This is a genomic window from Ruegeria sp. YTSC325 (assembly GCF_059609525.1).
The window spans coordinates 1-16757 of the sequence record NZ_JBXWLY010000027.1; the positions used below are offsets into that span (position 1 = coordinate 1).

Genomic DNA, 16757 nt, shown 5'->3' on the forward strand with positions numbered 1-16757 from the left:
TTCTGACCTTTCCCCCAACCAGATTTACGGGTGCCGTTGATTTCCGAGCCGTATCGATGCCCAGGGCTATCAAGCAGCACGCCGTATATTTGCGTTCGATCCGATGTGAACAGATCATCTGTCGGTTGGTATGAGTTCGGGTCGGCATCCGCAGCTGCGAAGACCCGCCAGCCTTCATGGTTCATGCGCCCGCCATGAGAGCCGCCAGAAATCGCAAGGCCAGGCTCTGCGACCTCGGAAAAATGCGCCTGGGCGTCCATGCTACGCCAAACGGCGACTGGAACTTTGACAGTCGTGTCGAAATATCTGGAGAAATGATAGTAAAGGAACTGCACGCGGTGGTCGCCCATGGAGAGGACCCCAGCTCGTGGGACGCCGACACTCGAGAATATCTGGAAAAACTGATAAAGCCCGCGTGATCAAATAAATTAGGCCTCAAATTCCTAGGGATAATCGGCCAAAATTTTCGGCTTGGTTTGTTTAACCGCGAAGGGCAGCTTTCCTCTGCAACTGGGAAATTGCTGGGCCCATTTGTGAGTATCCGGTTTGGGCTGCGGCCCACCGCCAAGGCACCTAGAAGCGCAAGGCCATCACGAACCCAAATCGGAAATGTGTGAGATCGGTTTCCATCACAAACCAACCTGCTACAGCGAAACCCTGCTCTTATTCAGGCAAACCGGCTAGTCGCAAAGACGCACAGTCTTTCTCCAGCCTTTTTCTGTCAGAGAAAAGTTGAGTTTTCGCCCAGTCCGATATGGAAAACTGAGGGCGGTATTTCATCACATTCCGTGCTTCATCGCGAGCGGCCTCAAGGTTTTCTGTCTCTACATGGACGATTACGAGGTCGAGGTGACCAAAGCCTTCAACCCTTTGACCATATTCGGTGAATGCTTTCTTGGCTTCCTCGTATTGACCGTCAAGTCGAAGGGCTAAACCCAGAACGCCTGCATACCAACCTGGATAGTGAGGGTTCAGGGTAATGGCTTGTTGTGCGACTTGGATCGCTTCATTTGCCTGGCCATTGAAAGCTAGGGTGATTGACAGTCTGGCAGCCACGTCAGCGTGGTTTGGATTTAGCGCTAGTGCCTCGTTGAACTTATCGATAGCCGAAACCAGCTTGCCATCGATTGCATCTGCAAAACCCGCAATAGCGTGAGCCTCTGGGTTGTAGCTGTCTATTTCCAGAGCCCACTGAGCGCAGTCACGAGCCTCCGCTAGCGCGGCACGCCGGTCAGCAACAAATCCATGTCGTGCTTCGACAGTGCAAATGAATCCCAAAGTACAATACGGAGCCGAGTAACCCGTGTCGAGTGCAATTGCCTGTTGTGCAAATCGGCGAGCGTCGGCCTGAGCTTCCCTAGCAATTCTGCGCGAAGCCTCCACGGCCTTTAGTTGAGCGGTCCACGCGCCTAGGTTTTTCGTGCCGGATCCTCTGAAACGAGCCATTTCTCCCGCCAACAGTTCGACTTGAAGCTCGGTTGCAATCCTAAGTGCGATTTCATCCTAAACTTCGAATACATCTTCAATGAGGCGATCATAGCGGTCTGCCCAAATATGCATGCCGGACTTTGCATCGATTAGCTGTGCTGTGATCCTCACCCGGTTACCGCTTTGACGGACACTTCCCTCAAGAACAAGATCGACACCCTGCTCCAGACCGACCTGTTTCACGTCAACGGAGCGACCTTTGTAGACGAATGTAGAGTTACGCGCGACGACCAGTAAATTCGGGAGTTTTGATAAAGTGGTGATGATCTCTTCGGTAATTCCATCTGCAAAAAACTCCTGATCGGGGTCAGAAGAAAGATTATCGAAAGGTAAGACGCCGATTAGCAGAGACTTTGTATGGCTAGCCGGAGTTACTCGCGGTGGGGCAGAACCTGGCGGCGACCATTGGAAAACTTCTATTGGTGACGGCGCGTTCTTAAACTGTCGCTCTCCAGCGCGATAAAATTGCTCAGCGAGGCGCTCGTCAAGGCTGCGATGGACGACATCTGAAATTAACACAGCCCCTTCGTTGGAAGCCTCTTGTAGACGTGCGGATAGATTGATGCCATCGCCGAAAATGTCATCTTCGTCGAATACGACATCTCCAAGATGCACACCCACTCGTAGTTTCAATGAGGACTGAGTTAACACCTGGCTTTGAAGATCAAGGGCGCATCGTACTGCATCAGATACCGAGTTAAACTCGACTATCCATCCATCACCCATCCTCTTAACGACATTACCGCGATGATCGCTAACCAAAGGATCAAATAACTCTCGACGTAGAACACGAAGTTCGCCGAGAGTCCTATTTTCATCTGCCTTAATCTGGCCTGAGTAGTTTACTACATCGGCCGAGAGTACTGCGGAAAGTCTGCGGTCTCCATTCATGTCTATTGGTAGCGCAAATTACGCTGCTTGGAAAAGACCACATGATTTCCTGAACGTCGCGCATGTCCTATTGAATGGCTTGGTGCAAAACTGAAAAGCGTGACTGTGATTGTCTGCTTCGGGCTGCCATCGGCCCATCCGCACACCGCAGAGAATGATTAATTCGAGCCCAGTGCGGACGCAAAGTTAGATGGGCAGACGGGCGTGGATCTCAATCGGGGCTATCAATCCGCCTTCTATGTTTCGCACCATGTTTTGGACCTTTAGCGCTGTGTCGTCGCCCATGATCAGATGCAGGCCAAGATGTGGAGGACCATCCGCACGGCTTTGCGCAGCCGCCAAATCTTCAAAGAATTGTTTGGCAAACACGGTGCGGTCGATCCTATCGGTCAATTCGAAACCAACGGACTTCAAAGCCGCCTCATATGTCTCTGGTGGTGCAAGCGCACTCTGATCCGAAGTCGAAGCCCAAGGCGCTGGATAATCCATATTGCCCTCGCCGACTTGCATCACATCGTAAATCGCAAAAATACCCCCTGGTTTAAGCACACGCATTGCCTCCCGCGCGATGCCAACTTTGTCCGCAATGTTCATGCCGACGTGGATCATGTAAGCAGCGTCCATCGAGTCAGATTCTAACGGCAGATCAAGTACGCTTCCTTCGATGAGTTGAACCCGATCCGACATGCCCGTCCATTCTGTAAGGGCGCGTCCTGTTTCCACAAACTCGGCGGTTAAATCGATGCCGGTCACATGAGCCCCAGTGGCCGCTGCTACATAGCGGGCAGGACCACCGAGGCCACATCCAAAATCGACAACCCGACTTTGGGGCGAAAGGTCTAAAGCCTTCACAAAAGGTTCGGTCGCAAGGCGTCCGCCAATGTGAAACTCGTCAACCGGCGCCAAAGCGTCGCGAGAAATCGGTGGGGTCAAGTCCAGTGCTGCGCAACCATCAGAAATTCGCTTTAGCAAGTGACCAGAGTGGTAGTGGTGCGCGACTTTATTGGGATCGGTCATGTTGAAGCCTCCCTAACTTATGCCTCTATGGTAGACACGGTGATCTTGAATGTCAGCTCCGTCCGCTTATCCGGATTTGAAAAGTCCAGTTGCGAATGTCTGTCTAGGGCTGACTATCTACGCCAGGCATCGTCCGCCAAAATCATCGCTCATCTCCTTCCTTCGAGGCCTTCGCTGCTTGGTAGCAGGTCCACAACCGCTCCACCTCATCGAGCGGATCGTCACTGGACCGCTTGTGTGAATTCAGCTGCTGTTTCATCGCTCGACGAGATGCATCATCCTGTATGATCTGGTCCGCACGGAGCACATCGACTTTTTGAACGTATTCAACATCTGCTTCTGCCAGCAAGCGCTCCAGTAGTCCTGACGTTGAAGAAGAATCTGAATAGATCCAACCCGCCGGGCATTGGTCGATGATGCCCAAAACCTGGCTTGCAACATCCACGGCAGGTGGAGCCGTCGAAAGGTTGATTGGAGATGCGTCCAAAACCTGATGTGACCAGTTCAGGGGTCGCGGCCCGTTATGACAGGTGCTTTATCATCTTTATGTCCGCCATCGCCCTCGCGACAAAGTTTTTGTTTCGGTCATAAATCGAAACTTTGGGTAATCGCCGTCGAACAGATAAAGCTCGATCCAAAAGTTCTGGGCCATTAGGCCAGGCGCGTAAAACAACCGCTAGCGCTGCGCGGGCTTACTCTGGCGCCGAACCAACGGTTAAAATCTTCCCATTGCTCCAAACTAGCGCCTCGTAACAAACCTCGGCTCCTGCGCCTCCGCACCAACCACCGTCTCGTCCAATAAGCAGTATACGGTCAGGCCCCCAGTCAAAAAGACGCCAACCCGTTACCTGCCACGACATGATCTCACCGTCGACGATAAGATTGAGCATGCACCCCCCTGTTCCGCAGTACATAGAGGCAGCAGAAGAACAGGAATACTGGCTTTCATCTACGAGTTCAGCCTTAACCGTGCCAAACTGGGAGCGCAGCTCGATCTCGGTCACAGCGTCACCCTGATCAAACTCTCCATTCTCGAAGTCTTTGCAATCAGCAGCTGCGCTTTCGATGATCCGTTGTGCTTCCTGAGAGGAGGCCAAAACTGTTGTGGCGCAAAGCATCACGGCGACCATTGATGCCAGAAGCGTTGCAAATACAAATTTCACCCTTTTCATGCTGTCCTCTTCGTTTGAATTCAGTGATATCCCGCCAAAATAGCATCGTAAGAGGTGGTTTCGCCGAAGTTTTCCATCACCCATTCCGGATCGTAGTAGGTGTCGAGATAACGATTTCCGTCGTCACAAAGAATAGTGACAATGGAGCCAGATCGTCCGGCAGCCTCCATCTCTTGCGCAATTTGCAAAGCCCCCCAAAGGTTTGTGCCTGTTGATGGGCCTGCCCGCCGCCTGATCCGATCTTCAAGCCAGAGCATAGTCGCAATGCTTGCCGCATCGGGCACTTGGATCATACGGTCGATTACATCTGCCAAAAATGACTTCTCTACCTTGGGACGTCCGATACCTTCAATACGACTTGAACAGGGGCGGGTCAGGGTCCTGTCTCCAGTTCGAAAGCTTTCAAAAAACACTGAGTTTTCGGGGTCCACAACAACCAACTCACTTTTAAAGCCCTTGTAGCGAATGTACCGCCCCAGCGTTGCTGAAGTTCCGCCAGTGCCCGCGCTCATCACAATAACCGATGGAATTGGATGTGGCTCTCGTTCCATCTGGCGAAAAAGGCTTTCTGCAATGTTGTTGTTTCCTCTCCAATCCGTCGCCCGCTCGGCGTACGTAAACTGATCCATGAAGTAGCCACCGACTTCAGCTGCCAGTTCAACCGAGGCCTGGTGCATGTCCGGCGCCGCATCGACGAAGTGGATTTCCCCACCTTGGAACCGGATTAGGTCGATTTTGCTCTTGGCGGTAGATTTTGGGAGAACCGCGGTAAAAGGCACTCCGATCATACGGGCGAAGTAAGCTTCTGAAACGGCGGTGCTGCCAGACGAGGCTTCGATTACACGTGTCTCTTCCCATATTTTCCCGTTTACAAGCGCATAAAGGAAAAGCGAGCGTGCCAGCCTGTGCTTGAGGCTGCCAGTGGGATGTGTACTTTCATCCTTGAGATAGATGTCTACGCCCTTCAGCCCCCGGACGGGAAGCTTGAAAAGGTGCGTATCGGCAGAGCGGTGAGCATCTGCATTGATCTTGGCAATCGAATCCGAAATCCAACGGTCCATGCCTCTACTCAAACGCCCTGTTTAGGGCCCGTCAAGCTTGGGAAAATCGTCTTTGAAATTCATGGGGATGCAAGCATGCGTCACCAATAGGACCGACTGTCCATCTAACGGGCAGGAATACCTATCGTGCCAGATTGTGCTTCAATGAACAGCCAGTGATTAAGAGGGAAAAATGTTAGGGTACTGAAGGCGACGACTTGAACCCCAAGGAGAACCAGGCCGAATACATGAATGAGTGCAGGTATTTGATCTTCGTAAGCAAGCAGCAGAATTGACACGATCTGGCCGATGCAAATTGCTGCAACAAATATTCCAATATCAATCAACAAAAAGTTGCGCTCAAATATCGCTGTGTATGCTGTGAATACTATTACAATTAAAATAGCAGTAATTGCGAGGCTAACTCCTTTAGCACTAAATACGTCCCTTCTTGTAAGTCGGGGTGGAAGCGGCATTAGGCAGGCCCAAAACAAGCCTGGCCAAAAAGCCAGCTTTAAGTGTTCCCGAATTGACTCGTTGACAGCTGCCACAAGCGCCATTGGCGTCCAACTTCCAAGCAAAACAAATGCAAAGTGCAGCCCGGACCCAAGTAGGATCATTAGGATCGCCCCTATCGCTTCGAGCCAAACTATTCGGGACGAAGCTTCCGGCATGTTTGGATCTCCCAATCCTGATTGTCGAATACTCTGCTTAGATTCTCAAAAGTGAAATGCCCGCAGACATAGAAGGTCTAGAAATAGCTTTCACCCCCCCTTGGTGAGCGGCAATGTCCAAGTTCTTGTAAGAGTCTGTAAAGTTGACCCTTCCTGATTTTTAACCCCAGTTGCTGTCATTGCCAGGTGCTACAATAGACCGTAGGCTGGATTAAAATCCGGGGTTGAGCATGCACGATAAAAGGTGGGAAATATTATCGGTTGGATTTATTGCTCTGGCCACAGCGTCGTGTACAGATCTGTATCCTGACGCCGACGTCATGCCCACTCGCGCTGATGGGGCAGCCTTTTTCTCAGAAAACTGTAGTTCTTGTCATGGTGTGGATGGCAGAGGCGGTGGCCCGGCAAGCAGCGGTCTTTCCGTTGCGCCAACAGATTTGACAACATTGAGCGCGAAGAACGGAGGCACTTTCCCTCAAGCACGGGCCCTAAGCTACATCTATGGCGACCCAGGAAACAGCCATCTTGCTCGGGTTATGCCGGAATTTGGCGGGGAAATGGCGGAAGACCTGGTTCCGGTTGAAATCGAGGGTGTCTTGACGCCCACACCGCGCGAGTTAGCAGGGTTATTGTTTTTCTTAGAAAGCATCCAACAGTAGATTAGTGTTTTTGGCGCTAGGTCAGCAATTGATCGTTTGCCGGTGTTCTGGACCTGCACCTTTTTTTGACCCGGTGACAATTCCAGGCCTAGCATTGTGAAGCGCCGTGCTCTGCTAGGCGTAAGCAGTCATTCAAAATCATTTGGCCGAATTGGCGTGTCGAGTCCAATTCTGGCAGACTGCGAAGTGACATATGATTTATGTCAAAGAGCCGAGCGCTTTCACATGCTAAATTTCGAATGTTAAATGGTGAAGCTGTTCTGAGCTCGTTGCTGCCTGTCCCCATCAATCGGTTTTGGGCCATAGGATAGCAAGTGTTATATGGTAAAGGACCGACGTTGACCGGGGGAAGATGTCGGTCCATTTCTGTTGTAATAAACTCTCGTTTGGCAAAGGACCTCCAACTTATGAGGTACTTTATGATCGTTGCAAGCATAGTAATTTCTTCGGTTCCAACGATATCTGCGGCCGACGAGTTTTTGGACTTTGGGAAAGACCTTTTTTTCGAGCATTGCACCAGGTGTCACGGAGTCGATGCGACAGGAAATGGGCCTGACGCCACTGATTTGAAAACAGTGCCTGCTGATTTAACAAAGATTTCCGAACGCAGAGGGGGTGTGTGGCCCATGTTGGAGGTCATGTCGATCTTGGACGGTTATTTGAAAGTTCAAGAACCTCGCGATGACATGCCGATAATCACCGAATTGAATGACGGCCCTGCTGTCGAATTCGATACGGGCAACGGTTTGGTTACGCGTATCCCTTCCGGACTTATCGAAATTGCTGAGTATTTGGAGAGTATTCAGTCTCCGAAGCCGGAACGTTATGTTCCGTGAAGTTCTGATCAGCAGCTGAGTACGCTAAAGAGCGCTGCACTGTGCTGCGTTGGGCGGGTGCCGTAATTAGCAAGATTCAACGGATAGCCGCTCAAAGTCCAAGGCGGACTACACCAATGCTCTTAACGATGGTTGTCGACATCCGAATCTATCGGGGTGACTGTCAGATAAGCGCAACGATTCAACATATTATTTTCATTGTTCGTGGGCGGTTTTCAAATTTGCGCAAGATCATTTCAAAGCCAAGCGATCCCTGAGGCACTCGCTAAGAGCATTCCCCGTTGGGCCACTTGTCACCGGGGCCGATCCAATACTCTATCGAGCTGCGACCAGTCGATGGTGCGCATTAGTTCTTTCACGGCCTCTGGGTCTACTGTTCTGTCTCGACCGCTGTGTTTTACGACGCGACGCACCAACCAAATACATAGGCTGGTGAGAACAAATGACAGGATAAGGCTGATTAAGGTTTCGGTGCTCATAATGGAACTATATCATACCTTGGTATTGATGTCCGGCCAGATGAGTGTTGAACCAACCCATCGCAATTTCCTGCGGGCTGTTATTGGTTTCAAAGGCTCTGCCGCAGAACTCAAGCTCCAGCCGCTGAAGTTCGTTCTGGCGGTCTATCGCCAGCGTGCGAGTGAACCACTTTGATCGGTCAAAGGTTGAAGGCTGCCAATCAAAATGCACTTATGATTGAAGTACAGTGCTTTAAAGTTGTAGAATCCATGCAGATACTATTTTAAATTGGGCGCGTACCTTGAAACGCGCAAACTTATGGGCAAATCGTGCAAAGTTATGCGCAAATACCGCGCAGAGTTATGGGCAAGCTTCCAAGATTTTCTTCAATGAAATCAATGTTGGGAATGCAGCGTTATGAGCGCACCTACAGCTTTGAAGGATGAAGCAAAGAGAAAAAATGCAGATAGAAGACCGATGGCGATGTTCAGGAGCAATGCTAGTCCTTCCGGTTTGATTTCTTGTAGGCTGCTGGAGATAGGCCCGTCCATTTACGGAAAGCTCTAGAGAAAGCTGTTGGGTCGGCATAGCCAAGCCGTTGCGCTGTCTCGCCGACGGATTTATTGTCATTTGCTAGCAGGCGTTCGGCTTCTTCCTGCTTAATGCGCGCGATCACTCGGGACGCCGTTTGACCGTAGGGTTCCAATCGGTTGTTCAGTGTTTCCTGATGAAATCCGCAAAGGTCCGCAAGCTCATCCACACCAAATCCTGAATCCGCAAGATGGGCCCTGATCAGGCCTTCCAGTCCCGCAAGGAAATCCTGCGGGGCGGCCAGGTCCTCATCCATCACCCTGTAGTCTGGTGGGTTTTCCAGTGCCTCTGCTCGTAGTCTGTAACTTAACCAGCTGGAGGGAAACCTGATCGAAAAACCTTGAGGATTGCACTTGATTGCCCGAATGCCGTGAAAATGACTGGGCAGCGCATCCGGGTCATTGACGCGAAGAATGACTTGGTTGGGGTCCCACCTGAAATCCAGGACACGGTGCAACAGGGATATCCATATACTCGTCAGAAACGCATCGGTTTGGCTGGGAGAAACCGAAATTTGGAAGTTCCTTTTGGCACTGAAATATGCGTGCTCTCCTTCAACAAAGAGGGATTGCGTAACGGCATTGGATTCCTTGGAAACCGCTTGTGTGAACCTGGTAAAAAAGTCTCCCAATGTAAGGGCTTCTGCCAGCATATCGCCAAGCGGGATAAATTTGACAAGGTCAACGGATTGCCCGACCCGTGCGCAAAAATCCGGTGAAGTGGCTTCTGCCACGGCCTGATAGATCTGGTAGACGGTATCGTGGCGCAGGAAATTCTTCGGGTCCATTACCTGCGCTTCGTTCAACCCCAGAGGATCAAGAACAAACGCGGGTTCGACCCCCACGCTGCGAAGCGCTGCGACAACCGGACCCGCAACTGAAGCCCTGACGAGTGGCAGCGACTGATCCGTGTTATTACCAAGTCTTTTTGTCATCTCTTCTCCAGAAATTCGCAATATTCCCGAGTGTAGGAAATTCCCACAAAAAAATTATGAAACCGTGCAGTTTCCCAAAACTATTTTTCTAGAACCGGAAATCTGTCAGGCATCAAGTTATTCGAATTCTATAATGACTCCTAATTGTGCCTTTTGCGATTCTTGATGATAGGAGCCCTGATGAACGGATGTCTGATGCGCATACTTGTGCCCGCAGTACTGGCTGCGAGCCATCTGTTTCCAACTCATGCCGCTTCACAGGAAGAAAGTTTCCCGATCCTTTTCACAAATGTTCATGTCTTTGACGGGGTGAACGAGGCGCGGATCGAGAACGCAAATGTTTTGGTCGTCGATAACCTGATCGCCGAGGTCTCGACTGAGCCGCTTGCCGTCGCCAATGCGCAAATCATCGACGGCGGTGGGCGCACACTGATGCCCGGAATGCATGATCAACACGTGCATCTTACCGTGTTCAACCCTCTCAGCGATGGTTTGCGCCAGAATATCACACCATTTCATCTTGGCGGCGTCGCGACAATTCGGTCTGAACGCATCCTGATGAATGGGTTCACCACTGTCCGGGACCTAGGCGGACCAGCAAAGTCCATCGCTCGCATTATAGATTCCGGCATGTTTCCCGGGCCGCGCATTTACTCCTCTGAAGCCTTCATCACCCAGACATCCGGGCACGCGGACTTCCGTAAACTGAACGACCGGCATCCCACACTGTCTGGGCAAGGACCATCACATTGGGTCGAAAGTGAAATGAGCTTTATAGCCGATGGGCCGGATCAGATCCGGATGGCTGTACGCGAGAACCTGCGCCGCGGGGCAACCCAGATCAAAATTATGGTCAGCGGCGGTGTTACGTCCGAGTTCGACCCCCTGCATACGCTTCAGTACCAAGCCGATGAAATCCAGATGGCAGTCAAAACCGCCGAACAGTGGGGCACTTATGTAACCTGCCATGTGTTCACTGAACAGGCGATCCGAAACTGTATCGACAATGGCGCGAAGACCGTCGAACACATCCCGTTTCTGACTCCAGAAGTGGCCGAGGTCATGGTTCAAAAACAGATCATGTTTGCGACCGCCGTGGCTCCGGTCTACTCGGTCTCCACCGAGCAGGCTGAAGCATTTTATACACCAGCGTCGTTTGCGAAGTGGAAGACGGTGCGGGATGCCGCGGCCAACATGATTGAAGTAATTCAAACCACGCCAGGCATGATCGACCTCTATACCCTGGGCACTGACCTCATCAACAACTGGGATCAAACGCTAGAGCAGGACAAGAAGATGAGCGACGAGTTTAAATATCTGCTTGAAGCGAATTTCACACCCTTCGACATTTTACGCATCGCAACTTCAAACGGCGCGCGCATGAACCGTCTTACAGGTTTGAACAATCCTTATCAGGACGGCCCGCTGGGTGTGGTCGAAGAGGGTGCATACGCCGATCTTCTATTGGTCGATGGGAACCCGCTGGAGGACATCCTGCTGCTGTCCGATCCCGACACCAATCTAAAGATCATCATGAAAGATGGGGTGATCTACAAGAACACACTCGACTGAGTGTCGCGTGGGGTGAACTTACCTCGGCACCCCGCGCACTAAATTTTAAGGGAGAGAAGGACATGAGTATTTCGACAAAGCCGGCTGCCGTCGCGAGCCTGGTTTTTTGCACGGCCACTGCCGCGTTTGCACAGGATACCCTACCGCAAACGCTGTTCACCAACGTCCATATCTTTGACGGAGTAAATGAGGCGCGGATCGAGAACGCCAGCGTTCTGGTTGAAGGCAACTTGATCAAAGAAGTATCCACCGAGGCAATCGACGCGCCTGACGCGACGGTTGTGGATGGAGGTGGTCGCACATTGATGCCGGGGCTGATCGACAGCCACGTCCACCTGAACCTGACCGGTCTGTTCACAGGCTTTGGTGGCGCGGAATATGCGAATTGGGACGGCGTTGGCGCGATGGCGGTCGCAAACGCGCGTGATTACCTTATGGATGGGTACACAACGGTTCGCGATGCCTGTGGCCAAGGCGATGCGATGAAAAAGCTGATCGATCAGAATATCCTTGTAGGGCCACGGATTTACCCGAGCGGCGCGTGCATCGGCCCACAATCTGGTCACACGGACTGGCGCAGCCCTCGTGCCCGGGCTGAAGGTGGCCCCGTCGCACAGGTGGAAGAACTCAATCTCGCGGTCGTTGCAGACGGCGTAGACGAAATCAGAACGGCCGCGCGCCGGAACCTCAGCTATGGGGCCACGCAAATCAAACTAACCGTCGGCGGCGGTGTTTCCTCGGAATTAGACCCGCTTTGGTCTGTTGGATACGGCGTGGAAGAGATCAGGGCGGCCGTAGAGGTCGCAGCCTTTTTTGATACTTACGCCTTTACGCATGCATACACAGACGAAACTGTCCAAATGGCACTGGATGCGGGCGTCAAGGTTATTGAACACGGCCAGATGGTCACAGAAGAAACTGTGAAACGAATGGCTGATGAAGGAATATTCTGGTCCCTCAACACCGCCGGGTTCTCACCGATCCTGTTTGAGCACCCCAACTTTGCGCCGGGTACGCCGGCAGGCATCAAGCTTGCGGTTGCACATGACCAAAGCAAGGATCTCATCGCGCTTGTCAAGAAATACAAACCCAAGGTCGTGCACAACGTTGATACAGTACTGTCAACGCTCGATCAAGGCCGTGCCCATCGCGACTTCGAAAAGTACCAGTTTGCTGATTGGTTCGGCAATCATGCCATGCTGGTCTCCGCTACGTCGACCGCGGGCGAACTGGCGCAGCTGACTGGCCAACGTAATCCTTATCCGGAGCAGTTGTGGGTGATCCAAGCAGGAGCCTACGCCGATATCCTGATCGTCGATGGCAACCCGCTGGAAGATCTTTCTGTCTTGGGGGCCCAACCGAAATGGTTTGACGCGGAACCGCGTGAAGAAGGTTTCGACACCATCCGTGTCATCATGAAGGACGGCAAATTCTACAAGAATACGCTGGAATAAAAGGAAAGTGGGGTAGTCTATCTTTGATAACCCCACACTTCAGCCAAGAAACCTTCCCTGAAAGGAAAGACTGTGAAACATCTCAGCCTTGGCGTCTTTATGGCGATCTGCGGTTCAATTGCCGCAGCTGAAGACGCCGAAAGCATGCGTACGTTTTTGTTCATTGGCACGTCCAATAGCACCGCTTGGGAAATGCAGATCGCCAATCCGGGGGATCGCGCAGACTCGGTGAAGGGCGGGATCGAAGCGCTCGGCGGAGAGCTTTTGAGCTATTACTGGGGGCTTGGAAACGGGAAGAACTACATCACCGTTTCCCTGCCAGACGATCCAACCTTTATCCAGGCCTTCTATGTCAGCCGCCTCGGCGACGGCTTGTTGGATGACTACCAGATGATCGAATTGATGAGCAGCTCGGACATGGCTGTGGCGCTGGAACGTGTTTCCGAAATCAAAGCTGTGGATGATGTAAAGTGATTGGAGCTTTGTCGCACCAGAGATCGTACTTTCCACCACGACCGACCCTTGCCATTGCAATATTGAGCGCTTTTTCATTATTTGCCGGTGCTGCTGATGCCCTAGAAAATTCTGGTCAGGCCAAACTGGAGGCCGCAGCCCAGGTATCGTTGGGTGGTCCGGGATCAGCCAGCGCGCAGCAGGAGCAAGACAGGTTGCGCCGGCTGGAAGATTCGCGTTGGCCCGGTTTGGACCGTGCCATTGATCCAGCCGAGAACGCTTTGGGTCGATTTCGGGAAAACACCGGATTAGCCCTCAGCTTCGACTATCAGGCGCTATACCAGCGCAGTTCTCACAGCCTGACCGGGCAAGACGAATCTGCATCCGGTCAGCTCAGGATGATCGGGACGTGGGAATTGGCAAACCGGGGTGGTGAAAACCCGGGTAGCCTTGTCTTTATTCTGGAGAACCGACACCGGTTGGGCCAGTCCATTGCACCCTCCGCACTGCCTGCGCAAATTGGATATCAAGGGGCAACTGCGGTCACGTTTGGGGACACAAACACGACCTTGTCGGTAGCTTACTGGCAACAAGCCTTCGCAAACGGACGCGGAGGAGTGGTGGCGGGTCGGATCGATCCGGGCGACTACTCTGACATTCTGGGTTACGTGAACCCACGAACGACCTTTTCGAACTATTCAATCCTGTTTAGCCCGGTGCTGCCAATCCCCGATCCCGGCTTTGGTGTCACGGTCGGCGGCTATCTGACGGATCAGATTTACGCGTTAGGGGTGGTCAGCGATGCCAATGGGTCTCTCACAGACATCGAGTGGTTTTCCGGGGGTAGCGAATTCTACAAATACGCCGAGATCGGCTGGACGCCCGAAAAATCAAAACGATTTCTGACAAACGTTCATCTGGGGATGTTTCACACGGATGCGCGCCGACAAGTTGGCGTACCGGAAACATATGGAGCCACACTTTCTGCCAACCATACATTCGACAACCAACTGATGATCTTCGGACGACTGGGATGGTCGAATGGCGGGGGTGCGCTGGCCAGGCGTGCAGTCAACGCAGGCTTGATGTGGCGACCTGGCGCCTACGATGATCTCCTTGGCATAGCGGCCACTGTTGCCGACCTGACGACACCAGGATTGCCCAATCAAACGACACTTGAAGCTTTCTACCGTTTGGACCTGGCCGACAATCTGGCACTGACGGCAGACGTGCAATACCTGAAAAATCCCGGATCAAACTCGAACGACCCGCTGGTCTTGGGACTGAGACTGAGGGTCAATCTTTGATGCATGCCGGGTAGCAAATTCCGTTCGGGCTTCATTTTGGCCGGAACGGGCGGGGGCGGCAAGTGAGTGGGTCGCCCCCAACTATTAGGGCAATCGTAGGCTCGGCCGTAGCAAGCAGAACAGTACGAAATCTCCGCATCTCGAAAATTGCAAAGTCTAGTTTCGAATGTCCGGTTTGGGCTGACTGCGGCCTATCGCGCGCATTTCAGAAAACAGCCGGAACTAACCCTTGTTAGACCTGCTTTGGGGCGAGTTTGTTCCACTCATCAGCGCTCATTGTGAACGGCGGAGCAATACTCGGCCACGGTAGCGGCGGCGTTGTGTCGTCGCGGGCGGCGTAAAAGTCGGCCACTTTTGCCCTTTCGATATTCGGGAGGGCTTGGGGATATTCACCGTGGATTTGTATTTGAAGGTTCGCCACGCTCACTTTGAGGAAGGGTTGAGCGGGCGCCAGATTGCTCGGGATTTCGGGATCAGCCGGGACAGTGTTGCGAAGATGTTGGCGTATTCTGAACCGCCTGGATATCGGCGGACAGCGCCGATCAAGCGGCCTAAGCTTGATCCCTATGTTGGACAGATTGATGAATGGCTTGTCGAAGATAAAGCACGACCACGCAAACAGCGGCATACGGCCAAACGCATCTTTGAGCGGCTACGCAATGAATGTGGATTTGATGGCGGATACACAATTGTCAAAGACTATGTGCGGACAAGGACTAGAATTGATCGATCAGTTTCCTGGAGTACTAAAACAGACCCATCTTTTCGTGATGCGACGCCCTCCAGATCTGATCCCGCCAATGAAGGCAGCTTGAATGAGTTTCCTAATGCCCCGTCGATTCCAAGTAGGTGCAGTTTAGGTTCAGCGTCGCTTACTGACCATAAGAAGCCTTCCGCGTTGGACAGAGACAATCCGGAAGGCTCCGAGAAGCCTTCCGATTTATCCGCCACCTTGAAGGAGTCGATGAGAGTCAAACCGGGACTCTCGGCGTGGGCAAGCTCGATCCATGCCAGAAATGCAACAGTCGCGCTTGCAAAAGAAGCTAGTGTTCCAAGCTTGGGGAAGCACCGTGAAAACCCAAGTTTCGACCGAAGCAGCTTGTGTTCTGTCATTGGATTCTCTCGCGTTTGGACCACATCCCTGTATCAGCGTTCGTATCACAGTCCGGATACGATGTCCGAAGAATGCACTGTAATCTCTTTACCTGATCCCGCCTGTTGCGATTGAATTGAATAGGGCATGATGTGCCTTTGGTTAAGCGTAAGCCTTTGGCGTGAGCAGGAAGGAAGACAAGTTGAATACGACCCTCACATTTGTGACCGTGTTGTTGATGCTGCTGTTGCCAGGTGCTGCGGTGTCACAAGTCGACCCTGCGACGATGCTGGCCGGGGCTTCGGGGTCGGAAATCGTTATCGAACGCCGGTGGACGCAGTTTCGTGGCAAACAGGAACTGTATTTCTTTACTCTCGATGTGATCGTCACGATCATTCTGGCTGGCTTGATCGTCTATCATCCGGTGAGACGTAAAGCCCGTAGAAGCGTCCGCGACATAGTTATGCCAAGGCTTTTCTTCCTGTATGCGCTTATCGGCATGGCGGTTGGTTTCCTGGTGGTTCAGCACGGGTCAATGATCGGTTTTGTCATATTTGGTATCGGAGCGTTGCTCAGGTTCCGCTCCAATCTCGATGATCCGGTGGACACTGTCGAAATGATAATCGTGACTGTTCTTGGTCTTGCGGTCGGTTTGGGCTTGCCGCTGATGGCCACACTAGTGGCGGTTGTTTGTTGGTGTTTCATTTGGCTCGGAGGGCGAAACAAGGGTGTGGAAATTTCGCTCAAAGCTTCGGACGAAGAGCACTCATTGAAAGTCACCGGAGCCATTGAAGCCATGGCCGCAGACGCTGGCTGGAAGTTGGTCAGAAAACACCACGTCCCCGGAAAATCTCGCGTTTCATTGCTTTTCATCACCTCAGGAGGACTTTCAGAAGCTCGGATCGAAGAGATGGTAAACGATCTGGTCCCTGAAAAAGTCGAACTGAAACTCAACCTCTAGTCATTTCACAAGGTCTAAGCGCTTCAACACCGCATTCGGGGATCTGATCTCTTTCGGGAGCGACTTGAAGTTTACCGATCTTTCGAAATCAGGCCCTCGATACACCGCAATCCCAAATTCTCCGTTTGGCTGGAACGTTACATGAGTGAAACTGTG

General features: G+C 52.2%; 17 protein-coding genes and 1 pseudogene. 9 read left to right on the forward strand and 9 right to left on the reverse strand.

The genetic code is table 11. The annotated features are described in order from the left end of the window. The 8 genes from AC2FF7_RS21815 to AC2FF7_RS21850 all read right to left on the reverse strand — a co-directional run. A partial coding sequence (locus tag AC2FF7_RS21815; RefSeq protein ID WP_496906328.1) for a hypothetical protein occupies positions 1-350 on the reverse strand: 350 nt, incomplete at its 3' end. Between the two features lie 313 nt (positions 351-663). Further along, positions 664-1446 (reverse strand): tetratricopeptide repeat protein, encoded by a 783-nt coding sequence (locus AC2FF7_RS21820; RefSeq protein WP_496906329.1) that lies wholly within the window; start codon positions 1444-1446, stop codon positions 664-666. A 57-nt stretch (positions 1447-1503) separates the two neighbouring features. Then, positions 1504-2379 carry an adenylate/guanylate cyclase domain-containing protein gene (locus AC2FF7_RS21825; RefSeq protein WP_496906330.1) on the reverse strand — a complete coding sequence of 292 codons (876 nt, stop codon included), beginning with the start codon at positions 2377-2379 and terminating at the stop codon, positions 1504-1506. A 186-nt stretch (positions 2380-2565) separates the two neighbouring features. After that, a complete protein-coding gene (locus tag AC2FF7_RS21830; RefSeq protein ID WP_353390969.1) occupies positions 2566-3396 on the reverse strand; it encodes a class I SAM-dependent methyltransferase in 831 nt (276 codons plus the stop codon). 142 nt (positions 3397-3538) lie between these two features. Continuing rightward, positions 3539-3841: a hypothetical protein gene (locus AC2FF7_RS21835; protein ID WP_353390970.1), complete on the reverse strand. Its 303-nt coding sequence runs from the start codon at positions 3839-3841 to the stop codon at positions 3539-3541. A gap of 247 nt (positions 3842-4088) precedes the next feature. Further along, positions 4089-4568 (reverse strand): hypothetical protein, encoded by a 480-nt coding sequence (locus AC2FF7_RS21840; RefSeq protein ID WP_299641617.1) that lies wholly within the window; start codon positions 4566-4568, stop codon positions 4089-4091. Between the two features lie 20 nt (positions 4569-4588). After that, positions 4589-5629: a PLP-dependent cysteine synthase family protein gene (locus AC2FF7_RS21845; protein ID WP_299641619.1), complete on the reverse strand. Its 1041-nt coding sequence runs from the start codon at positions 5627-5629 to the stop codon at positions 4589-4591. 104 nt (positions 5630-5733) lie between these two features. After that, positions 5734-6282 carry a DUF6512 family protein gene (locus tag AC2FF7_RS21850; RefSeq protein WP_496906331.1) on the reverse strand — a complete coding sequence of 183 codons (549 nt, stop codon included), beginning with the start codon at positions 6280-6282 and terminating at the stop codon, positions 5734-5736. Between the two features lie 230 nt (positions 6283-6512). Between AC2FF7_RS21850 and AC2FF7_RS21855 the strand changes: the two genes are divergently transcribed. The 3 genes from AC2FF7_RS21855 to AC2FF7_RS21865 all read left to right on the forward strand — a co-directional run bounded on the left by AC2FF7_RS21855 (position 6513) and on the right by AC2FF7_RS21865 (position 8431). Then, positions 6513-6941 (forward strand): c-type cytochrome, encoded by a 429-nt coding sequence (locus AC2FF7_RS21855; protein ID WP_299641624.1) that lies wholly within the window; start codon positions 6513-6515, stop codon positions 6939-6941. Positions 6942-7360: 419 nt separating this feature from the next. Then, complete coding sequence (locus AC2FF7_RS21860) at positions 7361-7777, forward strand: cytochrome c (protein ID WP_481668349.1); 417 nt, start codon at positions 7361-7363, stop codon at positions 7775-7777. A gap of 480 nt (positions 7778-8257) precedes the next feature. After that, positions 8258-8431 carry a hypothetical protein gene (locus tag AC2FF7_RS21865; RefSeq protein ID WP_299641628.1) on the forward strand — a complete coding sequence of 58 codons (174 nt, stop codon included), beginning with the start codon at positions 8258-8260 and terminating at the stop codon, positions 8429-8431. Positions 8432-8735: 304 nt separating this feature from the next. Here the strand turns inward: AC2FF7_RS21865 and AC2FF7_RS21870 are convergent, their stop codons facing one another. Continuing rightward, positions 8736-9761, reverse strand: a complete 1026-nt coding sequence (locus tag AC2FF7_RS21870; RefSeq protein WP_496906332.1) for an AraC family transcriptional regulator — start codon at positions 9759-9761, stop codon at positions 8736-8738. A 180-nt stretch (positions 9762-9941) separates the two neighbouring features. Between AC2FF7_RS21870 and AC2FF7_RS21875 the strand changes: the two genes are divergently transcribed. From AC2FF7_RS21875 to AC2FF7_RS21900, 6 genes and pseudogenes are all read left to right on the forward strand, one after another. After that, the gene (locus tag AC2FF7_RS21875) at positions 9942-11333 is read left to right on the forward strand and encodes a metal-dependent hydrolase family protein (RefSeq protein WP_496906333.1); all 1392 of its coding nucleotides are present in this window, start codon (positions 9942-9944) and stop codon (positions 11331-11333) included. 62 nt (positions 11334-11395) lie between these two features. Continuing rightward, complete coding sequence (locus tag AC2FF7_RS21880; RefSeq protein ID WP_496906334.1) at positions 11396-12787, forward strand: metal-dependent hydrolase family protein; 1392 nt, start codon at positions 11396-11398, stop codon at positions 12785-12787. Positions 12788-12859: 72 nt separating this feature from the next. Continuing rightward, complete coding sequence (locus AC2FF7_RS21885) at positions 12860-13261, forward strand: hypothetical protein (RefSeq protein WP_321250547.1); 402 nt, start codon at positions 12860-12862, stop codon at positions 13259-13261. Positions 13262-13323: 62 nt separating this feature from the next. Then, complete coding sequence (locus AC2FF7_RS21890; protein WP_496906335.1) at positions 13324-14547, forward strand: carbohydrate porin; 1224 nt, start codon at positions 13324-13326, stop codon at positions 14545-14547. Between the two features lie 394 nt (positions 14548-14941). Next, a pseudogene (locus tag AC2FF7_RS21895) lies at positions 14942-15283 on the forward strand (IS21 family transposase); the annotation flags it as partial. A 559-nt stretch (positions 15284-15842) separates the two neighbouring features. Further along, positions 15843-16601: a DUF4956 domain-containing protein gene (locus AC2FF7_RS21900; protein ID WP_496906336.1), complete on the forward strand. Its 759-nt coding sequence runs from the start codon at positions 15843-15845 to the stop codon at positions 16599-16601. Positions 16602-16757 lie beyond the last annotated feature (156 nt).